This window comes from Armatimonadota bacterium, assembly GCA_013359125.1.
In the GTDB taxonomy this organism is placed as follows: Bacteria; Armatimonadota; Fimbriimonadia; order Fimbriimonadales; family GBS-DC; genus JABWCR01.
The window spans coordinates 45,469-65,783 of record JABWCR010000017.1 but is presented as its reverse complement, the minus strand read 5'-3'; the positions used below and the strand labels follow the sequence as shown (position 1 = coordinate 65,783).

Sequence of the window (20,315 nt, the reverse complement as noted above, 5' to 3'; positions counted from 1 at the left end):
AGCCGGCGCCGTCCGGCATGGTCGGCGTCTGAAACCACGCCGCCCGCTCGCCGTTGTCCGTGTAGTAAAACTCGTAGCCCTTGGACGGAACCTCCGTCAGGCGGTTGTGCGAGTATTGCCAGCCGGTCGACGCGCCCCAAGCGGTCAGATTGCCGCCCGCGTCGTACTCGAACGCCGTGGTCGCGCCGCCGATGGTCTCGTACTGCAGCGACCCGTCCGGGTTGTAGTCCCATTCGTAGCTGCGCGAGGTCGATCCCACCGTGTCCGCCGCCTCGGCCAAGGCGCCGTCCGCATAGTAGGCATAGCCGAACGACGCGAAGGGAGAGGCGGTATTGATCTTGTAGCCAAGCGACCCCAGCGACCCCGCCAACTGAGAATCGGCATACGAGGCGGTTCCATACAGCGTCGCGCCGGTACCGATGATCGCGTCGGCCGCGGTCAATCGCCCTGCGCCGTCATAGGCATAGGAGGCGAAAGCAGAGCCGCCGTTCTTGATCGTTTCCAACCGCCCGGCCTCGTCGTAAACGTATTCGAGCGTCGAAATCACGGTCGTGCCCTGCTTCATGATCGTCTTCTTGAGATCGCCGGAGGGATAGTACTCCGACTCAAAGAGAATGGTCGCGACGGCAGAACCATCCGAAGGATCGCGGGATTCGACCGTTTCGGTGGCCAAGCGTCCGAATTCGCCGTAGGCGAACGCCGATGCCCCGGCAATGTTGCTTGCGTTCTCCAACCGGCCAGCTGAATCGTACAAGAACCCTTCATCCGCATCGCCAGTTTCGGCATTGAAGCGAACTTGGCTCAGAGCGCCGAATCCATCGTAAGTGAAGTGAACGTATTGTCCATCGGGGCGCGTCCATTTTTCGAGCAATCCGCAACAGGCATAGTGGAAAAGCTCCTTGTCAGTGGTCGGATCGCCCGAGCAATAGGTGGACAGGAGTTCGTCGCGATGGCCGTATGCATACTCTACATAGACGCCATTGCCGCCCTCGATCTTCCAAGGTCGTCCAAGTTCGTCGCGAACGATGTTGGCGTAGAGCTTCTCGTCTTGTCCCGTGCCGATGGCGATCTGGCCGAGCATGCCTGTTTTGCCCAGCGCTGTCTGCGTATTGTAGTAGAAGGAGGCGACATGACCGCGCGGGTCGGTTACGCCGGTCAAGAACTGGCCGCTCCAGGCAAACTTGGTGGTTGAGTGAGCGGAAGAGCCAAAGCCTGTGGTCGCTTCTGCCGGCTGGCCTAGAAGGGTGTACTCGGTCTCCGACCAGAGCGGCGTTCCGGATGTGCCGCTTGGGAAGAGCTTGACTAGCGTCGGCCGCCCCAACTCGTCGTAGGCGTCCACGGCCGCTGCTCGATCGGTCGGATCGACGACTTGGCGAAGCTTGAACGGATAGTCGCCATTCTCATCATCGTAGATCAACTCCCACCAGCCTCGATCCGGCTCCGAAAAGCCGCGCAGAAGGCCGTTGGGCGTCGTGAGCGTGCCCGACGTTGACCAAGTGTAGTCGAAGCGCCACCGGGGGTCTGGTCCTTCGGCGGCGACCAGCTCGATCGAACTTGGCAACAGAGGCGGGTTGGCCTTGCTTCCGGTCGGGCCGTCCCCGTGATTTTCGCCATAGTTAATGACGATCTCGTTTCCGGCAGGATCGGTAACCCCGGTCAAACGGGTCTCGAAAACCCCAGACGGCCAATTCTGATCGACATAGGCATCGTAATCGAAAGTAATTTCGCGCGGATCGCTGGTAGTGGACGAGTCGGGCGAAAGCGCAATCTTGGTCGGCGCGGAGAGATCGGTAAATTGGAAGTAGGTAGTCCGCCTCCAGCGGTACTCTTCCGGATCATCCTCCGCATCCGAGTAGTAAGAAACTTGAGAGAACGCCGCGGTTCCGCCCTGGAAGCTATGTACAGTCAGATCGTTGCCGCTCTCTTCGTTCAGTTTGGGCCGCTTGACTCTGAGCGTTTTGAACTCGCCAAGAGGCTGTTGCGACGCAGGGCCGTAGTCGAAGAAGAGTTCGGCGGCTCGAGGCGTGCTGGATGCGGGGTTGGATACGCCTGGCTTGATGGTAACTTTGAAACCCCGATTGACCGTCCAGCCATTGACGTCGACGGCGTCGTATTGATATTGATACGATGTCGGAATCTCGCCGAGGTAGAACGTCTTGAGACGCTGAAGAGTATCCTGCTGTCCGGTAGTCCACCCATAAGCGAAGCCGTAGAGTTGCTTCTCGACATCCTTTGCCGCTTCCCAGACCCACTTTTGTTGGACTTGGCTAGTGGAACTGCCGCTGCCCTCGGTAATCAAGGTGTAGTTGGAACCGCTTGATGATCCGTTTTCCAACTCGATCCAATAAGGCTCGTTGGTCTGACCTTGCCGACCGTTCCAACCGAAGACCCCTTCTGAACCTTCGCAGTCGGCGTCAGGCGAGGGCGCGCTCCCCAGCGAGATCCAGTTTGTTGATCGATGGCTATTTCGGTATTCGACGCCCCCGCCATCGATGTCGATTCGATACTCGGCGCCGATCAACTGCGGAGTTACAAGCCTGTAGCCCTGGTCCAAGCCGAAGATTACAAGATTGCCGATAGGATCTTTGATGCTGGAAAGCAGCGCTTTGGCGCCGTCTCCTGTATCGGTAAGGTGAAAACCATAATTCCAAGCGCCTTGGGACCCCATAGCGCCTGGCGGGCCGCCATACAGGACGTGATTGGGCTCAGCTTGAGGATAGTGCAGCAAAATCGCCCGGCTTCCAGTGGCCGCGCCGGTCGATCCGCTGCTAGGCAAGGCATAGGTATATTGGTCCGTCTGCGAGTCAAAGGTGGCTAAGAAGCGAATGCCTACCCCATCGGCATCGTAGACGATGACCTCGCGCATTCGGTCATAAGTCGATTCTTCATGATCCTCAAGTATCCAGTTTGTCGGAATACCCTTCCAGACGCCGTACAGCAAGTTGTTCTCGGCGCTGTACTCCTTGGAAACAACTATCTGAATTCGATCCAATCCAAACCAGCCGCACCCAATAGCGCCGCCCGGCGTCGGCGACGAAAGGTAAGAGAATCCGCCTAAGTTGAAGTCGGTAGCAGGCGCTGCAAAAGAGAAGGCCATTTGACCCGTTGCTGCAAGCGGAACCGCGGACGGCTGATGCCCAGGAAGCGAACAATAGGCCCCCATCCCATCGGCAAGGTACGTGCCTGAGCCCAAGTAGATGGCGTTTTGAACTAAGCAGTACTGCCCTGTTACGCATCTCGGCGGCATGTCTTGCTCGCCCTGGCCGAATCCAAGAGCAACTGCAAAGAACGCCAGAATAACACTGAACAGTGCGCTCATATTAGCCGCCATGACGATAGTATAACGAGTTTCTCAAGATTTGTCAACCCTTTAGCGCGAAGTTTTCTAAAAGTTTGGTGGAAGGCAACCCTCCTCTCGCAGTCGAAAGAAAGCCTCCCCCACATAGATGGCGATCAGCGCCTATAAGCGTCAACCATACATTCCAGCAACATGAGATTTAGAAGGATTCCCCGCAAGGCGTCGAAATATCGCCCAGGAGGTGCATCCATGATCAAGCCGTCCGCGTTGCTGGCCGAGTTTATCGGCACGTTCTTTCTCATCTTCTTGGGTTGCGCGTCGGTCGCGCTCAATCCGCTCGATGCTGGCCCCATCATGCCCGCGTTCGCCCATGGCCTGGCTATCGTCTTTGCCGCCTATACCCTAGGCCACATATCGGGAGCGCACATCAACCCGGCCGTAACGCTGGCCATCGCCATCGCCGGAAAGATCGCGCCCGCTACCGCCATCGCCTACTGGTTTGTACAGATTTTGGGCGGCGTGGCAGGCGCGTTCGCTTTGGCCTACATTTTGCCCGGGATGGCTGGACAGTTCGGCGCATTTTCGTTCGACGAGACCAAGCACACGGTCAGCGGAGCGATGCTAATGGAAGCCACGCTCACTTTTGCACTGGCCAGCGTTGTGCTACAGGCGGCAGTCAGGGGCAAGGCGGGCAACGTTGCGGGCTTGGCTATCGGCTTCACGTTGGCGGCCTGTATTTTGGCCGGAGGCGCTGTAACGGGCGCGTCGCTGAACCCTGCCAGAACGCTCGGCCCTGCCTTTGTCGCTAACGAGATGGGACAGGTCTGGGTCTATCTGATCGGCACATTGATCGGCGGCGGCGTGGCGGGCGTTCTCCACAAAGTCGCCTTTTGGACGGACGATCAACCTTCGTAAAGATCGTCGCAGATCGCCGCCATCACAAAGTCGTTCTGATGAAGGCCGCGGATCGCATGGGTCCACCATCGCACCTCGGCCTTCCCCCACTCGATCGTGATTTTGGGATGGTGGTCGTTTTCGTCCGCCGCCTGCCCTGCTTTTGATGCGAACGCCATGGCCGAGCCAAAGTCCTTGAACCGGTAGAGCTTACAAAGCTGCGGTTGGCCGTCGACATCTTCAACTATCCAGCCGGACAATTCGCCCAGCCATCGAGTTATCTGATTGGGACTGGCGGGCGGCGAATCGGATCGGCACGGCTCGCACTTTGTTTGGCGAAGTTCTGACATGTATGCAGAATACCCGGCCGCAATGCCGATGTATAATCAGACAGGAAGCATGAAAGCCCTCTTATTATTCGTCGCGCTGTTCGGCATTGCCGGCGGCCAATCCGACCGATTCACCTATATCATCATCCAGCAAGCGCTTAGGCACGACTGCGTCCCCTGCCATCGTCCCAACCAGCCTGCGCCCTTTTCGATGCTCAGCTATAACGACGTGAAGCCGTGGATCAAGGAAATTGAAAAGTACATCCGCGAGGGCCTGATGCCGCCGTTCCGAGCGCGCACCGGCGATCACTACGCGATAGCCAACGACCGGCGCATGAGCGAACAGCACCGCGAGATGATTCTGGGCTGGCTAAAAGCGGGCGCCCCGCGAGGCGAAGGCGTTGAGGACACGGAAAACCCCTATCGCGAGGGCGCATTCGTTTACAAGGTGGCGCACGAGTTTCAACTGCCCGAAGTCAACCTGAACGCCGATGGCGAGGAGGAACAGCGCGCCTTCGTGCTGGACAATCCGTTTGAAGAGGATGTCCATGTTCAGGTTGTCGACGTGCTGCCCGGCAATCCGAGAGTCGTTCATCATGTAACAGTCTTTGCCGACCCGACCCGCCGCGCGAGAGAGTGGAACAGCAAAGAGGCGTTCGAACTGCCCGGCATTGTGCCAGCCGCCTATTTGGGTATGTGGGAGGCGGGCTACGGCCCCATGGCGCTCCATACGGGCACGTTTTTCAAGCTGCCCAAAGGTTGGGACATCGTCGTGCACGTTCGGTATCTGAAGACAGGCAAGCCCGAGAAGGATCGGTCGCGCATCGGCATCACCTTGGCCGACAAGAGCTTCGCCAGCCCGCTCGCGCATCAGTCTGTAATCCTTCAAGACCCGATGTTGGAGATTCCAAAAGGCGCAGAGCGATATGAGAAGACAATGTCTTGGATCTCGACCAAGGATCAATTCATCGCCTCAGTTTCGCCGTTTATGCGCCGGCATGGGCGCAAGCTGCGCATTACGATCAAGCCGCCGAACAACCCATTGCGCGAACTGCTCATAATCGACGATTGGGACAAAAAGTGGCAGACGACCTACCACTTTTCCGAACCGGCCTGGACCGAAAAAGGCGCGATTGTAACGGTCCAGATTGAGTACGACGCGTCGACCAAGAATCCTCGATGGCCGGCGGGCGCAACGGCAAACATTAAGGCCGGGATGAATGCGGAGGACGAACTGGCTGTGGTCTACCTTCATACGGTCGATGGCCCTTCGTTCAGGCGACTGTTAGAAAGCCACCCTTAGGCAGGAATCGCCGAATTCGCGCCGAACTCGGCCCACATGAGCCTAAAGATTGACGTTATCGATGCGCCTTCGACGCCGGCCCTCTTTGTCCGAGCCACCTGCGAGCACAAAGACATCGGCCCAACCTTTATGGATGGATTGCGAAAGTGCTTTGCCGTTGCCGAAGCCGCGGGCGCAACAATGGCACGGGGGCCTTTCATACGGTACACGCATTGGCGCGAATCGGACTGCGACATGGACGGCGGGATGTTTACGGACCGGCTCGTTGCGGGCGAGGGCGATGTGATTTCCGAACCGATCGGCGGTCACAAGGCGCTCTTTGCTTTACACGTTGGGCCCTACGAAGCATTGCACGACACGCACGGCGCGCTGCACGCTCATGTCGACGAGAACGGCCTGGAGCTCGACTCTTACTGCTACGAGATCTACATAGACGATCCTGAAACGACGCCGCCCGAATCGTTGAGGACCGAGGTCTACTATCCCCTAAAATGAACAGATTGTTGATCGCCGTCGCGCTGTGCTTTGGAGCGGCCTTTGCCCAGGAGTTGCCTGTAACGAAGGTCGCGCTCTATCGCAGCGGGGTCGGATATATCGAACGGCTTGGCTACGTGCAGGATCGGACATCCGTTACCCTGCATTTTCGTGCGGAGCAGTTTGACGACATCCTCAAATCGCTCGTGCTGCAAGACTTGGACGGCGGTCGCGCCTTGCCAGTCAGTTTTGGCTCTAAGTCGCCCATCGAGAAGACGCTTGAGTCGTTCGCCATCAATCTGGCCGACAACCCTTCCCGCGAGATGTTGCTCAATAGGCTTCGCGGAGCCGAGATCGAGTTCAGCGCTTTGGGCAAAACGGTCATCGGTCGAGTGGTCGGCGTGCATTCCAAGAATGTGCCCTCGCCCGATGGTCGAACGGTCGTCCAGAAACACGAAATCACCCTGAGCACGACGTCTGGGTTTCAAACTCTGCCGCTGGATGGCGAATCTGCGTTCAGCATAACCGATCCCACGCTTCGGTCGGAGTTGGCCGCCGCTTTGGTCGCCTTGGCGGCAGGGTTAGACGCTCAGCGCCGCCCGGTCAATATCGCTTTCGAAGGCGTCGGCCGTCGCCGCGCCCGTATCGCCTATGTAGTGGAGATGCCCGTGTGGAAGATGAGCTACCGCCTGGCGCTCGATCCGGACGGAAAGGCGCTGGTGCAAGGCTGGGCGATTGTGGAAAACAGCAGCGACGAGGATTGGAAGGGCGTTAGCGTTTCGCTGATTGCCGGTCGGCCCCAGAGCTTCATTGCCGACCTCTATCAGTCGATTTATGTGCCTCGGCCAAGAGTACAAACCTCGATCTTCGCGACGCCCGAGCCAACGGTCCTGCGAGGCGGCGTTACGGGCGGCGGGGCGCCAGCGCCCGGAGCGGCAACCGCTGAGCGTCGAGCCGGACGCGCAGAGATGTTGGACGCTGCAAAGGCGCCGCCGGCCGACTTTGGATTCAAAATGGAAGCAGGCGTCGAGGCAATGGCAGAGGGCGAGGACTTGGGCGCCATTTTCGAGTACCGGATCGATCAGCCGCTGAGCCTGGACCGTCGGCAATCGGCTATGCTGCCCGTTGTCAACCAGCCAGCGCCGATCGCTCGATTCACCGTTGTCGAGCCAGGACGAACACGGCCCATGTTCGCCGTCCAGTTGACCAACGACACGGGATTGACGCTACTGGAAGGACCGGTTACCGTTTTTGACCGTGGAACCTATAGCGGCGACGGCCTGATCGATACGGTCGGCGCAGGGGAGAAGCGTTTGATCGCCTATGCTTTCGACCTGGAACTGGACGCCCGGATAGAAGGCGGCGACGAAACGGAGACGATTACATCGGTCAAGATCGTCAACGGCGTGCTGGAGGAGACCCGACGCGCTCGCAATACGGCTAACTACGCCCTGCACAACCGCAGCGCCAAAGAGAAATCGATCGTCCTAACCGTGCCCAAGATGGATGGTTACGAGATGGCAATGGAACAGAAACCGATGGAAGACACCATTGCCGCTCATCGATTCCTGATCCAATCCAAGGCCCAATCTCAGCAAAAGTTCTCAGTCGTCCGAGAGCGAACGCTCTCCGAAATGATCGCGATCGACGATCAGCAGTTAGATCGCATTGCGCTCTATCTTAAAGATGCGCGACTGTCGCAGGGCGTTCGGCAGGCGCTGACCAACATTCAGCAGCGCCTAAACACCATCCGCTCGCTGGAAGAGCAAAAGCGGGCGCAAGAGGCTCGACGCCGGACTATCGAACAGGATCAGTCCAGAATCAGGGAGAACATGGCGCGACTGAACCAGCAGAGCGCGCTCTACAACGAGTACGTAACCCGGTTGACCGCACAGGAAAAAGAGCTGGACGAGATTCGCTCCAAGACCGAGAAGCTTCAGGAAGAGATCGATTCGGCGCGAGTGCAGCTTCGAGACTTCATTTCCAACCTCAACACTTCCTAAATCCATGGCGCCTGCATATGTCGGCATCGATCTAGGCGGCACCAACGTCCGCGCCGGCATAGTAGACGATCAGGGTCAAATCGTCGGCCGCGTTGCCGAGCGCAGTTCTCAAGGCCAGCAGGGCTACAAGAGAACGGTCGAAGCCATTGTGGCGACCATTCGTGAAGCGCTGGGCGCTGAAGTTCGGCCAACCGCGATCGGCCTGGCAGCCCCTGGCCATGTCGACGCACAATCTGGCATTGTGCGCTGGGCGCCCAATCTAGGCGAAATGCGGGGCGGCCGGTTGGAAGTTTGGAGAGACGTGCCGCTCGCTGCCGAGATCGAAGCGCAGATGGGCGTGCCCGTCTTCCTGGGCAACGATGCGAATCTGGCGGCATTGGGAGAGTATTACTACGGCAGCGGCAAAGGCACAGCGGCCGGACTGGTACTGATCACTGTCGGAACCGGGATTGGGGGCGGCGTCGTTTTGAGCGGCAAGCAGTTGCACGGCATGGGGTGGCAAGGCGCTTCGCTTTTGGTGGGGGCAAACGGCGGCGGAGGCGAATTGGGCCATGCCATCGTACTGGCAGGCGGCCCCAGATGCCCGTGCGGCGCAATGGGCTGTATCGAAGGCATCATCCAAAAGGTCGCCATCAGCGCAAGAGGCCGACAGAAAGTCGTTCGCCGTGGTCGCAAAGGCAGAACGCTGGAGTTTGCGGGCGGCGACTTGGAACGGGTTACGCCTCGCACCTTGCACGAGGGCGCGTTGGCGGGCGATCCGGCGGCTATAGAGACCTGGGACGAGACCGGCTACTGGCTGGGCGTGGCTATCGCGACTTACATCAACATTTTCAATCCCGAAATTGTGGCTGTGGGCGGTCAGATTAGCAAGGCGGGCGACCTGTTGCTAGAGCCTGCGAGGCGCGCGGCCACCGACTTTGCCATCCCGACGCTTATGGAAACCTGCCGCATCGTACAAGCAGAGCGGCTGGACGATGCCGGAGTTGTCGGCGCCGCTGCCCTGGCGCGACAGATGAAGCCATGACCAAGCCCCAGGTCAAGAAGCGGGTCGAAAGAATGCCGGATGGTAGAATCATCATCTACTATGAGCCAATTGAAGACGAACGGGAAGATCAAGGAGAACGCGGAAGCCTACCTAAAGGCGGCGACGGAGCATAGAGGCTTTACAGGCTCCGCGCTGATCTCGATCGACGGCTCAATCGCAGTCCTTTCTGCACACGGCATGGCCAACCACGCGCAGAAAGCCCCCAACAAGCCGGATACCGTCTTTCGAATCGGCTCAATCACTAAGCAGTTCACCGCTGCCGCTATCATGAAGCTCGAATTAGACGGCAAGCTCAAGACTACGGACAAACTGAACAAGTTTCTGAAAGACCCGGTAAAGGCGTGGGAGCCGATTACCATTCATCACCTCCTAAGCCATACATCCGGGCTGTATAGCCTGACGGCCGACCCGATCTATGGGCGAGTCAAGAACGCAGACCATGGACCGGTCAAGACGCTTCAATGGGCCAAGGACAAGCCGTTGGTCTTTGAGCCGGGCGCGAAACAGGAGTACAGCAACTCTGGCTACATCGCGCTCGGGATGATCATCGAGCGCGTTACGGGCAAGAGCTACTTCGACTATCTGGGCGCGACATTCTTTAAGCCGAACGGCCTATCGCGCACCGGGCACGAAAAGTCGTTCCAGCGCTGGATGGCGGTCGGCTACGAATCGATACAGCCTAAAGTCGTGGTTGCAGACCCCATCAACATGATCGTGCCCCATGCCGCCGGGGCGATCAGCTCTACCGTGGGCGACCTGAACAGATGGGTCCAGGCGCTCTGGAGCGGAAAAGCCCTGCCCAAGAGCGCCATCGACAAGATGTGGACGAATGCGGGCGGACCGATGGGCTACGGCTGGGTGATCGATAAGCCGCACGGCCATCGGCGCGTCTGGCACAATGGCGGCATCGACGGATTTGTCTCCTGTCTGCTCACATTCCCCGACGAAAAGACCGTTGTCGCAGCGATTTCTAATAGTGAAGAGGGGGACGCCGATCGAACCGCCTACGATCTCAGTCAGATCGCCTTTGGCAGGCCGTTCGAGATGCCGAAAGCGGTACTCGACCTGAAACTCGCCGAGGACGATCTAAAGCCGTTTGTCGGCAAGTACAAAATCATGGGCGACACAATCATCGAGATCAGCCTCAAAAACGGTTCGCTCTACGCCCAGGTAACCGGGCAACCGCCGTTCCGATTGCAAGCTCAGGACAACCGGACGTTCGAAGTATCGAAAGTCGGCGCCAGGCTTATATTCTCCGATCCGGCGGACGGCAAGAGCGAAACGCTAACCATCGTCCAAGGCGGCGTATCGACGCCCTGCCAGCGTCAGGAATAAAACTTCTCGATAGACAATGACCATGAGGCGCGCGCCTGGGCGCTCATGATCAAGGGGCGCGCGCTCGTCGTTCAGGGCCAGGACGACGCGGCGATCGCCTGCTACGACCAGGTTCTCCAGATGCCCGACGCGCCCGGCTCGATTCGGCAATAGGCCGCACAAGCGAAAACCGACGCCATCCTGCGAATGAGCGAACCTTGATCCCTCCACGCCCGCAGGTGTGGAGTCCCTCGACCTATAAGGATACAAGGGATCAGGCAAGCGGGTGCGGAGGGTTTGGATTCGTTCTTCCCCCTAAAATCGAAGATTTTGGGGGGAAGATACAGAAGGGGGGCAAGCCGACCGCGAAAGACCGATTTTCGGCTATACGGACAGAGCGAAAAGCCCCCTCCAACGCTGCGCGTTTAAGGAGGGGAACGAAGTGATCCCTCCAACCTACGGGCGTCGAGGGATCGGGCGTCAAGCCTGAGCCGAGCGCTTTTTGGGGCTCGCCTCGTGGCCGCTGGCGGGGCGGGCGCGCATCTTGGCCCACGATCTCAGCTCGTCGATCTCCTCGCGCATCATCACCGATAGGGGCACCATGTTGGCGGCTTCGGTCTGCAGGTCGTCGGTGGTCAAATCTCGACCGGCGTCGAACGCGCTGAACAGCCCGGCCACAATGATCTGCTCGATCTCGGCGCCGGAGAAGCCCTCGGTGGCTTGGCCGAGCTTTTTGAGGTTGAACTTTTTGGGGTCGCGCTTGCGCTTGGCGATGTGGATGGTGAAGATAGCCTCGCGCTCGGCCTGGGTCGGCAGATCGATGAAGAAGATCTCGTCGAAGCGGCCCTTGCGCAACAGTTCGGGCGGCAGGAGCGACACGTCGTTGGCCGTGGCGACCACGAAGACGCTGGCTTTTTTCTCTTGCAGCCAGGTGAGGAAGGTTGCGAAGACGCGCGCGGTGGTGCCCGAGTCGCTCATGCCGGAGCTTTGCACGCCCGCAAAGGCCTTCTCCATCTCGTCGATCCAGAGCACGCAGGGGGCGACCGCCTCGGCGGTGCGGATGGCCATGCGCATGTTCTGCTCGGACGATCCGACCAGGCTGCCGAACACCCGGCCCACGTCGAATCGCAGCATCGGCAAGCCCCATAGCGTGGCGATCGATTTGGCGACGAGGCTTTTGCCGCAGCCCTGCACGCCCAACAGCAGCATGCCCTTTGGCGCCGGCAGTCCGAACTCGCGCGCCTTGTCAGTGAGCGATGCTCGGCGCTTTCGGAGCCACTCTTTCAACGAGTCCATGCCGCCGACGTTTTTCAATTCCTCTTGCGAGGCGTAATACTCCAACACGCCGGACTTGCGGACGATCTGCTGCTTTTCTTCTAGGATCGCCTCGACGTTGAGCGCTTTGAACTGCACGAACGACTTGAGGCAGACGTTTTCGATCTCCTCCATGGTTAGCCCTTGCGCCGCCAGCACGATCTCCTCGAAACGCTGCGGTTCGATCTGGGTGTCGATGCCGTCCTTGCCTTGCATGACGACTAAAAGATCGCGGATTCGCGCTTCGATGGCGGTTCGGTCGGGCAAGGGCATCTCGACGACCGTGATCTCCTTTTCCAATTCGACGGGCAGTTTGAGCACGGGGCTGACGATGAGAAGGGTTTGCCCGTTCTTGGCGGCTCTGGGGTTCAGATCGCGCAACAGGCGAATGACGCGACTATCGTTGAGGCTGGCGTGAAAGTCCTTGAGCATGAAGAGGCCGTTGCCCTTGTGCTGCCAGATTTGGGTGAGCGCTTCCAGGTCGGGCGCGAGTTTGCTGGGTTTTTCGTCGGTTAGGGGCGGCAGCAAGCCCTGCGTGTTCGTCCAGACGTGCAACGGCCGCTTGAGCCTTTCTGCCACTACCCTTAGTTCCGTTTCGGCGCGGCGCTCCTCTGCCGTCTGGACGTAGATCAGCGCATGACGAGATCGAACCAAATACTCAATCTGTTGATCAAACTTCACAGCCCGCCTCCCTTTTGACAACGCTTTGCACAAACGACGTCAGCGCTTGATAGTACCGCTCCGGATGGTCGAATCGCGCTTGCACGTGGTCGCTCTGTTCGAAGAAGAGCGCCTCTTTCGGTTCGTTGGCCACGGCGTAAATGCGGCGCGAGTGATGCGCCGGGATCAAGCGATCGCGCTCGCCGTGCAGCAGCAGAATCGGTCGGTCTATCGCCTGGACGGCCATATCGGGCCGCACGCTATAGGGCGAGACCTTGGTCATCAAGATGCCGACTAACTTCGCCGGCTTCAGCAGCCACATCGCCAAGGGTCCGACGCTTCCCTTCCACCAGTCGTCCACGGCGTCGCTGAGCCGAGCGTAGGGCGAATCGGCAACGATGGCCGCGATTCGGCGATCGCGGCTGGCGGCAAAGATCGAAGCGACCGCGCCCATCGATGCGCCGAACGCGATGATCGGCAGCCCGGGCGTCCGTCTCTCTGCCTCGTCTACCGCGGCTGTCACATCGTTTGATTCGTGATAGCCAAGGCTGCAGAGATCGCCTCCGCTCTTGCCACAGGCGCGAAAATCGAACGTCAAGCAATTGAAGCCCAAGGGCCACAATCGTTTGGCGACGACCAGCGGTTCGCTGCGATTCATGAAGTAGCCGTGGCACAAAACGACCGTGCCGACCGCATTGTCCGCCGGAATCCACCATCCGGCCAGTTCGATCTCCTTGCCGAATCGCACATCGATATAAGGCAGGTCCAGATCGAGCGGAGTTAGGAACAGCGGCGTTCGGGGCGGCTTGAGCGCTGCACGGAGGATGATCCAGTTGCCGATGAGCGCCGCAATCGCGGCGCCTAAGGCCGCCAGACCTGCATAGAGCATGTCAGAATTATACTTGGATGGATCGAGAGGCCATAGTTAGCGAAGTCGGTTCGGCAATGGATTCTGAGGAGTCCAATGAGGCTGCGATTTTGGCCGCCATGCAGGTGTTGCATCGGCGATTGAACTGCCATTGGGCGGGAGTTTATCTGTTGCGCAATGGGGAGTTGCATTTGGGGCCTTTTGTCGGCCCGCCTACGGAGCATACTCGGATCGCGATTGGACAGGGAGTCTGCGGCACGGCGGTGGCGGAGGACGCGAACCAGATTGTTCGAGACGTGCGGGAGCGGTCGAACTACTTGGCGTGCAATTTGGAGACGCGCTCGGAGATTGTGGTTTTGGTGCGCGATGAGGCTGGATCGGTGATCGGGCAGATCGATTTGGACGGCACGGAGGTCGGACAATTTGACGAGCGGCACGAGGCTCTATTGGAGGAGATCGCGCCGTTGCTCGCCTTGCGCTGGCCGTGATTCGTACTCAAAATTGTGCTACATTTGAAAAAAATCCCGTTCGGGCGAATTTCATTGGGCCGCCAGACAAGGAGAAGGGATTCGCCTCCAGCGCTCGAAACTAAACCGCAATCCCTTATCACCGAGGTTTCTGAATGTCAAAATCGCTCAAAGTCGGCGTCATTGGCGTCGCCGGCATCGCCCGCACACATTTCCCTGGATGGCGCGAAAGCCCCCATACCGAACTCTATGCCCTGGCAGACAACAACGCCGACAATCTGCGCAAAATCGGCGCAGAACAGGACATCGATCGGCTTTACGACTCGGGCGAAGCGCTGATCGCCGACCCAGAGATCGATATTGTGGACGTTTGCACTCCTAACATGTATCACGCGCCGCTCACGGTCGCTGCGCTCAACGCCGGCAAGCACGTTATCTGCGAAAAGCCGCTGGCCCCGACGCCCGCCGACATTCGGCAGATGATCGAGGCGCGCGATCGTAGCGGCAAGATGCTGATGACCGCCCAGCACTTTCGATACACGGGTACGGCCAAGGCGCTCAAAACTGAGATCGACGGTGGCGCCCTTGGCCAGGTCTACCATGCGCGGTCGTGGATGCTGCGCCGATCGGGCGCGCCCACCGGCCCAGGGTTCGTGATGAAGCAACACGCAGGCGGCGGCCCTTGCATCGATATCGGCGTGCACATTTTAGACTTGACCTTATGGATGATGGGACATCCCAAGCCTGTCGCCGTATCGGGCATAACCCAAGACCGTTTGCGCCGACAGCCGGGCGCGTTTAGCAATTGGGGCGGCCCGATCCCCGAATATTGGGACGTGGAAGAGTTTGCCGCAGCCTTTGTGCGGTTCGATAACGGCGCGACGCTGATGCTGGAGGTGAGCTGGCTTCTGCACCACAAAACCTTGAGCGAGGATATGCAGATGTGGCTGTATGGCGAGAAAGGCGGCGCGCACTGGCCGAACAACGAGATACTGCGCACGCACAACGAGACGCGCCAGCATAGCAACGCGACCTTGGTCAATGCGGAAGGCGGCGAGCCTCATGCTAAGGAGTGCATGGCCTTTGCCGAAGCGGTCGCCAACGGTCTTCCCTCGCCCGTACCGGCCGAGCAGTCGCTGGATGTGATCACGATCCTGGACGGTCTCTATCGCAGCGCTGACGAGGGCAAGGAGATCAGACTGGATTAGCCAGCCAGCGGTCGATCTTTCGTTCGAGGGCGTTGAGCGGCATGGCGCCGTCCAGCAAGATTGCGTCGTGATAGGCCTTGATGTCGAACCGGTCGCCTAACGCCTTCTCGCACTTCGCACGGATGGCCTGCATTTTGATCTCGCCGATCTTATAGGCGAGCGCCTGGCCGGGCCAAGCGATGTAGCGGTCGATCTCGTTGACCACATCGAGTTCGGTCTTGGCCGCCTTCTGCATGAAGTATTCGATCGCTTTCTCGCGCGACCAGCCCTTCACGTGCATCCCGGTATCCACGACTAGTCTCACAGAGCGCCACATCTCGTACGTAAGTCGGCCAAAGCGCGAGTACTCGTCCTCGTACAGTCCCATCTCCTCGCCCAATTTTTCGGCGGAGAGCGCCCAACCCTCCAAGTAGCCGTTAAAGTAGGCATGACGGCGGAAGTTGGGCAAATGCGTCTGCTCCATGGCGAGCGCGATCTGCAGATGATGCCCGGGCACGGCCTCGTGCAGCGAGAGCGCCATCATCTCCCATTTTGGGCGGCTTTCCGGCTTGTAAAGGTTGACAAAGTAGCTTCCGGCGCGAGAGCCGTCCGCCGCCGCGGGCCGATAGTAGGCCGTGGTCGTATCGGGCGCGATGTTCATCGGAATCGGCTCGACGCCGTATGGGGTCCGCGGCAAGGTTCGGAACAAGCGCACCAGTTCGGGGTCGATCTTCTTGCTCATGGCCCGGTAAGCATCCAAGAGTTCCTGCCCCGTCTTGTAGAAAAACTGTGGATCGGAGCGCAAAAAGGCGAAAAACGAAGCCATGTCGCCTGCAAAGCCAGCTCGATCCTTGCACTGCTCCATTTCTTGGGTAATCCTTGCAACCTCTAACAGGCCAGTCTCGTGAATCTGGTCGGGCGTCAGACTGGTCGTGGTGTGCACTCGGGCCAGATAGGCATAGATCGTTTCGCCGTTGGGCAGATGGCTAAATCCGATCTCGTCCGGACAAGCGGGCAAGTGCTCGTCCACAAAGAAGCGTTGGAACTTCTGCATGGCGGGGAGCACGCTTTGGCCTATGATCGCCTTGGCCTTTTCCCTCAGCGCATCGTTTGGGGCTTTCTTAAAAGCGTGGAAAAAGGGGCTTTCTTCGGGCGACGATACGACTTGCTTTTCGATCTGGGCGGGCACGCGGCTCAGAACGACCTTGGGCAGCATCATGCCCGATCGCATGCCCTCTCTCAAGAGTTCAATATGCTGATCGACCAACACGGGCAGTTTGTCCAGCCGCGCCAGCCAGTTTTCAAAGTCTTGTTCTGTTTCCAGCCTCAGATATCCGGCCATGTCGTCCAGGCTCTGCGGGCCGCGTCGCTGGTTCAATGGCATCAGGTAGAGCCGATACTGCTCGCCTTCTAACTCTGTTTCCAGTTCTAACTTCAGGAGTTCACAGTTCAGCCGTTCTTCGTCGCTCAATACGCCGATATCGATTCTGTTCAGCATCTGTAGCTCAGATTCGATCTCTCGATACCGCCTATCGAAAGCGTCTAGGCTGTAGTCGGTCCATTGATCGTCGTATCGCCGATCGCCCATGGACGATGCGCGCTCGGGATTCGACCGCATTCGTCGTTCCCAATCGACCTGGATAATCTCATTCAGGCTATTCATTGAGTCTCAAATGCTCCTGGGAGTCGATGTCGTAAAGGCGTTCGAATCGCGCCTCTTCCAATGCGCGCTCGTAAGCGTGCAGTTGCTCGTCCAACTCCTGCGCCAAATCTTGCTGGGCTGTGGGGAGCGGCGCATCGAGGTGGATCAAGCGGGTCGCACGGCCATGCACGGCCTCTAGGCTTGCGCGGTTGCGCGCCAGCTGCGCTTCGATAAACTGCACCGCGCCGTCGATCTGTTCGAATGCTGTCTTCTCCTTCAGCTTCATCGCCAAAGCCGATTCCAGCTCCGTTTTGGCGCGCAAATCGGTCGTCTTTCGAGTCTCCTTGTCCAGACGATCGGCTTCTCGCTCCAGTTTGGCTCGGTAGGACTGAATCTCCCAATCGATCTTGGTCAGCCTCTTGCCCGGGCGTTGGTTCATGGCGCCGCTCAGCACATCGATGCCGCCGACGATTCGGTCCGACCAGCCTAAGTTCTCGTGCGCGAGGGCGGCGATGGCTTCTTTCAGTTTGCTGGCGCGATGGCGAAGCTCGGCGTCCTTGTTGAGGATCCGATCAAGGGTTCTTCCCCCATCCTCTCCCATCTGGATCTTCTTAAGCGTTTTGCGGACTCTTTTCGCCGTTTGGCGCAGTTTGTCGTGCTCGGATCGGTAGGCCGGCAACATCGGCGGCAAGCGATTGGCAATCGCATAGCCGATACCGCCGCCGATACCGGCCAAAGAGAGCGCCAGACCCAGACTCAAGAGAGCGCCCCATAGCAGTCCGATGCCTGCGGCCAGTGCGATGCTGACGCCCGCCAACAGCCCGACAACGCTGCCGATTGCTGCGCCGATAAAGGTAAATTCGCGCGATCCCTTCAAACCGCGCGAATTATACCTACGCTCGACTTAGCAGCCTACGTGTCCGAACCTTTCGAGAATGCGCGACAGATCGATATCGTCCACCACGCCGTTCTTGTCCACGTCCGACCGGAACAGGTTTGTACCAAAGTCGGTCAGCGCCATCGCCAGATCGGCGTCGTCCACAATACCGTTCATGTCCAAGTCCTCGGCGAGGCGAACGGTGATGATCTTGGTGTCGCGCGAACTTGCAAGGCCGAATTCGCCCCAGAATCGAGCGAGCAACTGGTTCTCGCCGCAAGGGTGCCCGCTAGAAAACTGGATGGTGAAGTTTACTTGCCCGTTAAACGAGGTGTTTCGAGAAAAGAAGTACTGACCGTTCATGAAGAACTCGATCTCGGCTGCGTTAATGGGCTGGCCAGCGCTGTCTCTGAGCGTCGCAGATATCGTCGCAGTATAGCGGCCCTGCCTGACCAAGGTAGGCGTTACAGTCAGAACCAAGGAAGTCGGTGGCTCCACTCGCATGACCCCGGTATTGCTGGCTGGATTGTAGATCGCGTCGCCTGCAAATTCAACCCTGATCTGGTTGCTGCCGGCAGGCAGTCCCGTAACATGGAACGGCAATCGAGCCAATCCCACCGAATCGGTGATCGCGCTTCCGCGATAGACATCTCGCACATAGAAATCCAGGCTCTTTCCGGCCACCATTTCCGGCCCAGCCGGCCACTGCAGTCGAGCATAGAGCGTTACGTCTTGGCCGTCGGACACATAGACCCAGGTTACAAGGACCTGTGGATCGCGCTTGCGGATGAAAAGATCGCTTCCAGCGCCCGAACCGTTCAAGGCCGTCGTACGCTCAAATGTCGCAACGATTGGAAACAGACCTCCGACCGGCGCGTTCATAGGGACTGTGTAAGGCACAGTGGCCACACCGTTGCTGTCCGTAACGCCATTGCCTACAGTCAGGCCGTTCACTTTAAACTGGATCGTCTGACCGGCCACGAACGCTCCTGTGTCGTTGCGTCTGAGCGTAGATCGGAGGTTCACCGTCTGACCCAACTGTCCAACAATGGGGTCGGAGGTTAGGGTCGTTGTGGGTTTGAAGTTGGTCTCTGCCACCCACGTGTCCCAGGTGGTCGAACCGGTAACGTACTCGCCAACGACCCAGATGGTTTGTAAGTCCCACGGGTCGAGGGCGGCGCCAAAATAGTCGCCAAACCGATTTCGATCCTGATCGTCGATGCGAACGTAGCCAACGCTGCTGCCGCGAATGGGCGTGCTGTTATCGACTTGTGCCACGCCGTTGCGCCACGTGGTGTAGCGCAGCGATGCAAACTCCGACGAGCTGGAGCGTCCGAAGACGATCACTGCATCGCCGCCCGAAGTCGGAAAGATCGCCGGGTAGTAGCAGTCGAACCCATTCGCGCCGGATGTCGAGTGAGAGAAAGTGGTCGGGCTGGCGGCATTGACACGGTAGGCTCGGTATCCGGTGCGATTGCCGCTTCCAAAGTTGACCGCAACGCTCTGAACCGTGTAGAGCGTGCCGTTGTAGAACACAGCGTCTCTCACTCGGGTGTCGCCTGTGTCCAATCGGCTCAGTCCGCCCGGCTGTGTGGCATTGGGCGGCACAATGTACGTCGGCACGCTCACATCCGTGCGTGTAAAGCCCGGACTGTTCGCCCATTTTTGCGCCCATGTCGTGCCCGTCCAATTGATGCGCCAGACCTTCATTTGGCTTCCGCCACCGTCCGAAAACCCGACGATGTAGCCTCTGCCGGCGCCTGTCCACATTTGCGCAGGAGCCATGTAATCCAGACTGAAGTCCGAATCCATCCAGCTTCCTGCCGGCAAGCCGCTATAGATCTCGTCCTTGTTCAAAGTCAAGAAACGATTGGCGCGGAAACCCAAGCCGTAAGGAATCATCGTGCAACTGAGAAAGACGGCGTTCTCGTCAAATCCCATGTAGCCGTAGTCTCCCCAGTTATCGCCAGGAGCCGTGCTAAAAAAGTAGGTGTGCCAGTCGGATGCGACGGCGGTCGGCGTGGCAGTCTTTGAGATTGCTAGGGCCCAGAACGACTGCCTGGGCGATTCGCTCTTGGCCATGTAGAGCACTAAGAATCGACTTCGCCAGGGGTCCCAGGCCACACGCGGGTCGAACTTGAACGTGCTGCCTCCGAACAAGTTGTCAGAAGAGATGCGACCGATCAAGCCGCCGTTCTTGTTGCGAATGAAGATGTCGCTGTTCACGCCGACGATGATTCGGTCTATGCCCGAGGCTACCACTGGATCGGGCGGAAACCAACCTGTCGATCCGCCGCTGAAGTTGCGAAACATGTTCGCAAACTGGATTTGCGGCTCGGATTGATCGTCGTAGGCGGCCTCGTCGCCCATGCCGCGGTTGTCCTTAGGCAACGTCGGGTTGATGCGCTTGAAGTACTTCGGTACATCTAATGGCGGATGCTTGATCGCCCTTTCTGCGTCGGATATCGGATTGGCGTAGCCCATCCATCTTGATTCATGATGCTCCGCGTCTTGCGCAAAAGCCGATCCTATGGCCACTGTGGCTAATACAGCCAGAATTGCTGCTTTCATACGGCCCTCCCTTGAACCTCCATGGGTTCCATGCCAAAGAATACGTCGTCGGGAGGCTTGATTCCTATA

The 20,315-nt window shown here is 58.8% G+C and carries 15 protein-coding genes; 8 read left to right on the top strand and 7 right to left on the bottom strand.

Annotated elements, in window-relative coordinates; translation table 11 throughout:
- Positions 1-3,319, bottom strand: a 3,319-nt coding sequence (locus HUU60_09015; protein NUL82847.1) for an RHS repeat protein, incomplete at its 3' end; no start/stop codon positions are given.
- 228 nt (positions 3,320-3,547) lie between these two features.
- On the opposite strand from HUU60_09015, the gene HUU60_09010 reads away from it, so the two are divergent.
- On the top strand, positions 3,548-4,213 hold the full coding sequence (locus tag HUU60_09010) for an aquaporin (GenBank protein ID NUL82846.1): 666 nt from the start codon (positions 3,548-3,550) through the stop codon (positions 4,211-4,213).
- Here the strand turns inward: HUU60_09010 and HUU60_09005 are convergent.
- Positions 4,201-4,542, bottom strand: a complete 342-nt coding sequence (locus tag HUU60_09005; GenBank protein ID NUL82845.1) for a 4a-hydroxytetrahydrobiopterin dehydratase — start codon at positions 4,540-4,542, stop codon at positions 4,201-4,203. The genes HUU60_09010 and HUU60_09005 overlap by 13 nt on opposite strands.
- Before the next feature lie 49 nt (positions 4,543-4,591).
- Here HUU60_09005 and HUU60_09000 point away from each other — a divergent pair, with 49 nt between their 5' ends.
- The 5 genes from HUU60_09000 to HUU60_08980 are packed head-to-tail and all read left to right on the top strand — an operon-like array spanning position 4,592 to position 10,681.
- Entirely contained in the window at positions 4,592-5,824 is a 1,233-nt protein-coding gene (locus tag HUU60_09000; GenBank protein NUL82844.1) for a hypothetical protein, read from the top strand.
- Positions 5,825-5,860: 36 nt separating this feature from the next.
- Positions 5,861-6,319, top strand: a complete 459-nt coding sequence (locus HUU60_08995; protein ID NUL82843.1) for a GyrI-like domain-containing protein — start codon at positions 5,861-5,863, stop codon at positions 6,317-6,319.
- The gene (locus HUU60_08990) at positions 6,316-8,301 is read left to right on the top strand and encodes a hypothetical protein (GenBank protein ID NUL82842.1); all 1,986 of its coding nucleotides are present in this window, start codon (positions 6,316-6,318) and stop codon (positions 8,299-8,301) included. Before HUU60_08995 ends, HUU60_08990 begins: the two co-directional genes overlap by 4 nt.
- A gap of 4 nt (positions 8,302-8,305) precedes the next feature.
- Entirely contained in the window at positions 8,306-9,325 is a 1,020-nt protein-coding gene (locus HUU60_08985) for an ROK family protein (GenBank protein ID NUL82841.1), read from the top strand.
- 60 nt (positions 9,326-9,385) lie between these two features.
- Positions 9,386-10,681: a serine hydrolase gene (locus HUU60_08980; GenBank protein NUL82840.1), complete on the top strand. Its 1,296-nt coding sequence runs from the start codon at positions 9,386-9,388 to the stop codon at positions 10,679-10,681.
- 459 nt (positions 10,682-11,140) lie between these two features.
- Here HUU60_08980 and HUU60_08975 read toward each other — a convergent pair whose 3' ends face one another.
- Entirely contained in the window at positions 11,141-12,655 is a 1,515-nt protein-coding gene (locus HUU60_08975; protein NUL82839.1) for an AAA family ATPase, read from the bottom strand.
- The gene (locus tag HUU60_08970) at positions 12,645-13,523 is read right to left on the bottom strand and encodes an alpha/beta fold hydrolase (protein ID NUL82838.1); all 879 of its coding nucleotides are present in this window, start codon (positions 13,521-13,523) and stop codon (positions 12,645-12,647) included. Before HUU60_08970 ends, HUU60_08975 begins: the two co-directional genes overlap by 11 nt.
- 56 nt (positions 13,524-13,579) lie before the next feature.
- On the opposite strand from HUU60_08970, the gene HUU60_08965 reads away from it, so the two are divergent.
- Together HUU60_08965 and HUU60_08960 are read left to right on the top strand one after the other, a co-directional pair.
- Entirely contained in the window at positions 13,580-13,990 is a 411-nt protein-coding gene (locus HUU60_08965) for a GAF domain-containing protein (protein NUL82837.1), read from the top strand.
- A gap of 134 nt (positions 13,991-14,124) precedes the next feature.
- Positions 14,125-15,177: a Gfo/Idh/MocA family oxidoreductase gene (locus tag HUU60_08960; GenBank protein NUL82836.1), complete on the top strand. Its 1,053-nt coding sequence runs from the start codon at positions 14,125-14,127 to the stop codon at positions 15,175-15,177.
- Here HUU60_08960 and HUU60_08955 read toward each other — a convergent pair.
- From HUU60_08955 to HUU60_08945, 3 genes are read right to left on the bottom strand one after another with little or no spacing between them, the layout of a single operon-like run.
- Positions 15,164-16,819 (bottom strand): DUF885 domain-containing protein, encoded by a 1,656-nt coding sequence (locus tag HUU60_08955; GenBank protein ID NUL82835.1) that lies wholly within the window; start codon positions 16,817-16,819, stop codon positions 15,164-15,166. The genes HUU60_08960 and HUU60_08955 overlap by 14 nt on opposite strands.
- Positions 16,812-17,675 carry a hypothetical protein gene (locus tag HUU60_08950; GenBank protein ID NUL82834.1) on the bottom strand — a complete coding sequence of 288 codons (864 nt, stop codon included), beginning with the start codon at positions 17,673-17,675 and terminating at the stop codon, positions 16,812-16,814. Before HUU60_08950 ends, HUU60_08955 begins: the two co-directional genes overlap by 8 nt.
- Positions 17,676-17,702: 27 nt before the next feature.
- Positions 17,703-20,246 (bottom strand): hypothetical protein, encoded by a 2,544-nt coding sequence (locus tag HUU60_08945; GenBank protein ID NUL82833.1) that lies wholly within the window; start codon positions 20,244-20,246, stop codon positions 17,703-17,705.
- Positions 20,247-20,315: the final 69 nt, after the last annotated feature.

Excerpts from the sequence above, each read along its gene's own strand:
- HUU60_09010 (NUL82846.1), top strand. The coding sequence starts at position 3,548 with ATGATCAAGCCGTCCGCGTTGCTGGCCGAGTTTATCGGCACGTTCTTT.
- HUU60_08995 (NUL82843.1), top strand. The coding sequence starts at position 5,861 with ATGAGCCTAAAGATTGACGTTATCGATGCGCCTTCGACGCCGGCCCTC.
- HUU60_08980 (NUL82840.1), top strand. The coding sequence starts at position 9,386 with ATGAGCCAATTGAAGACGAACGGGAAGATCAAGGAGAACGCGGAAGCC.
- HUU60_08960 (NUL82836.1), top strand. The coding sequence starts at position 14,125 with ATGTCAAAATCGCTCAAAGTCGGCGTCATTGGCGTCGCCGGCATCGCC.
- HUU60_09000 (NUL82844.1), top strand. The coding sequence starts at position 4,592 with ATGAAAGCCCTCTTATTATTCGTCGCGCTGTTCGGCATTGCCGGCGGC.
- HUU60_08955 (NUL82835.1), bottom strand. The coding sequence starts at position 16,819 with ATGAATAGCCTGAATGAGATTATCCAGGTCGATTGGGAACGACGAATG.
- HUU60_09005 (NUL82845.1), bottom strand. The coding sequence starts at position 4,542 with ATGTCAGAACTTCGCCAAACAAAGTGCGAGCCGTGCCGATCCGATTCG.
- HUU60_08965 (NUL82837.1), top strand. The coding sequence starts at position 13,580 with ATGGATTCTGAGGAGTCCAATGAGGCTGCGATTTTGGCCGCCATGCAG.
- HUU60_08990 (NUL82842.1), top strand. The coding sequence starts at position 6,316 with ATGAACAGATTGTTGATCGCCGTCGCGCTGTGCTTTGGAGCGGCCTTT.
- HUU60_08970 (NUL82838.1), bottom strand. The coding sequence starts at position 13,523 with ATGCTCTATGCAGGTCTGGCGGCCTTAGGCGCCGCGATTGCGGCGCTC.
- HUU60_08945 (NUL82833.1), bottom strand. The coding sequence starts at position 20,246 with ATGAAAGCAGCAATTCTGGCTGTATTAGCCACAGTGGCCATAGGATCG.
- HUU60_08985 (NUL82841.1), top strand. The coding sequence starts at position 8,306 with ATGGCGCCTGCATATGTCGGCATCGATCTAGGCGGCACCAACGTCCGC.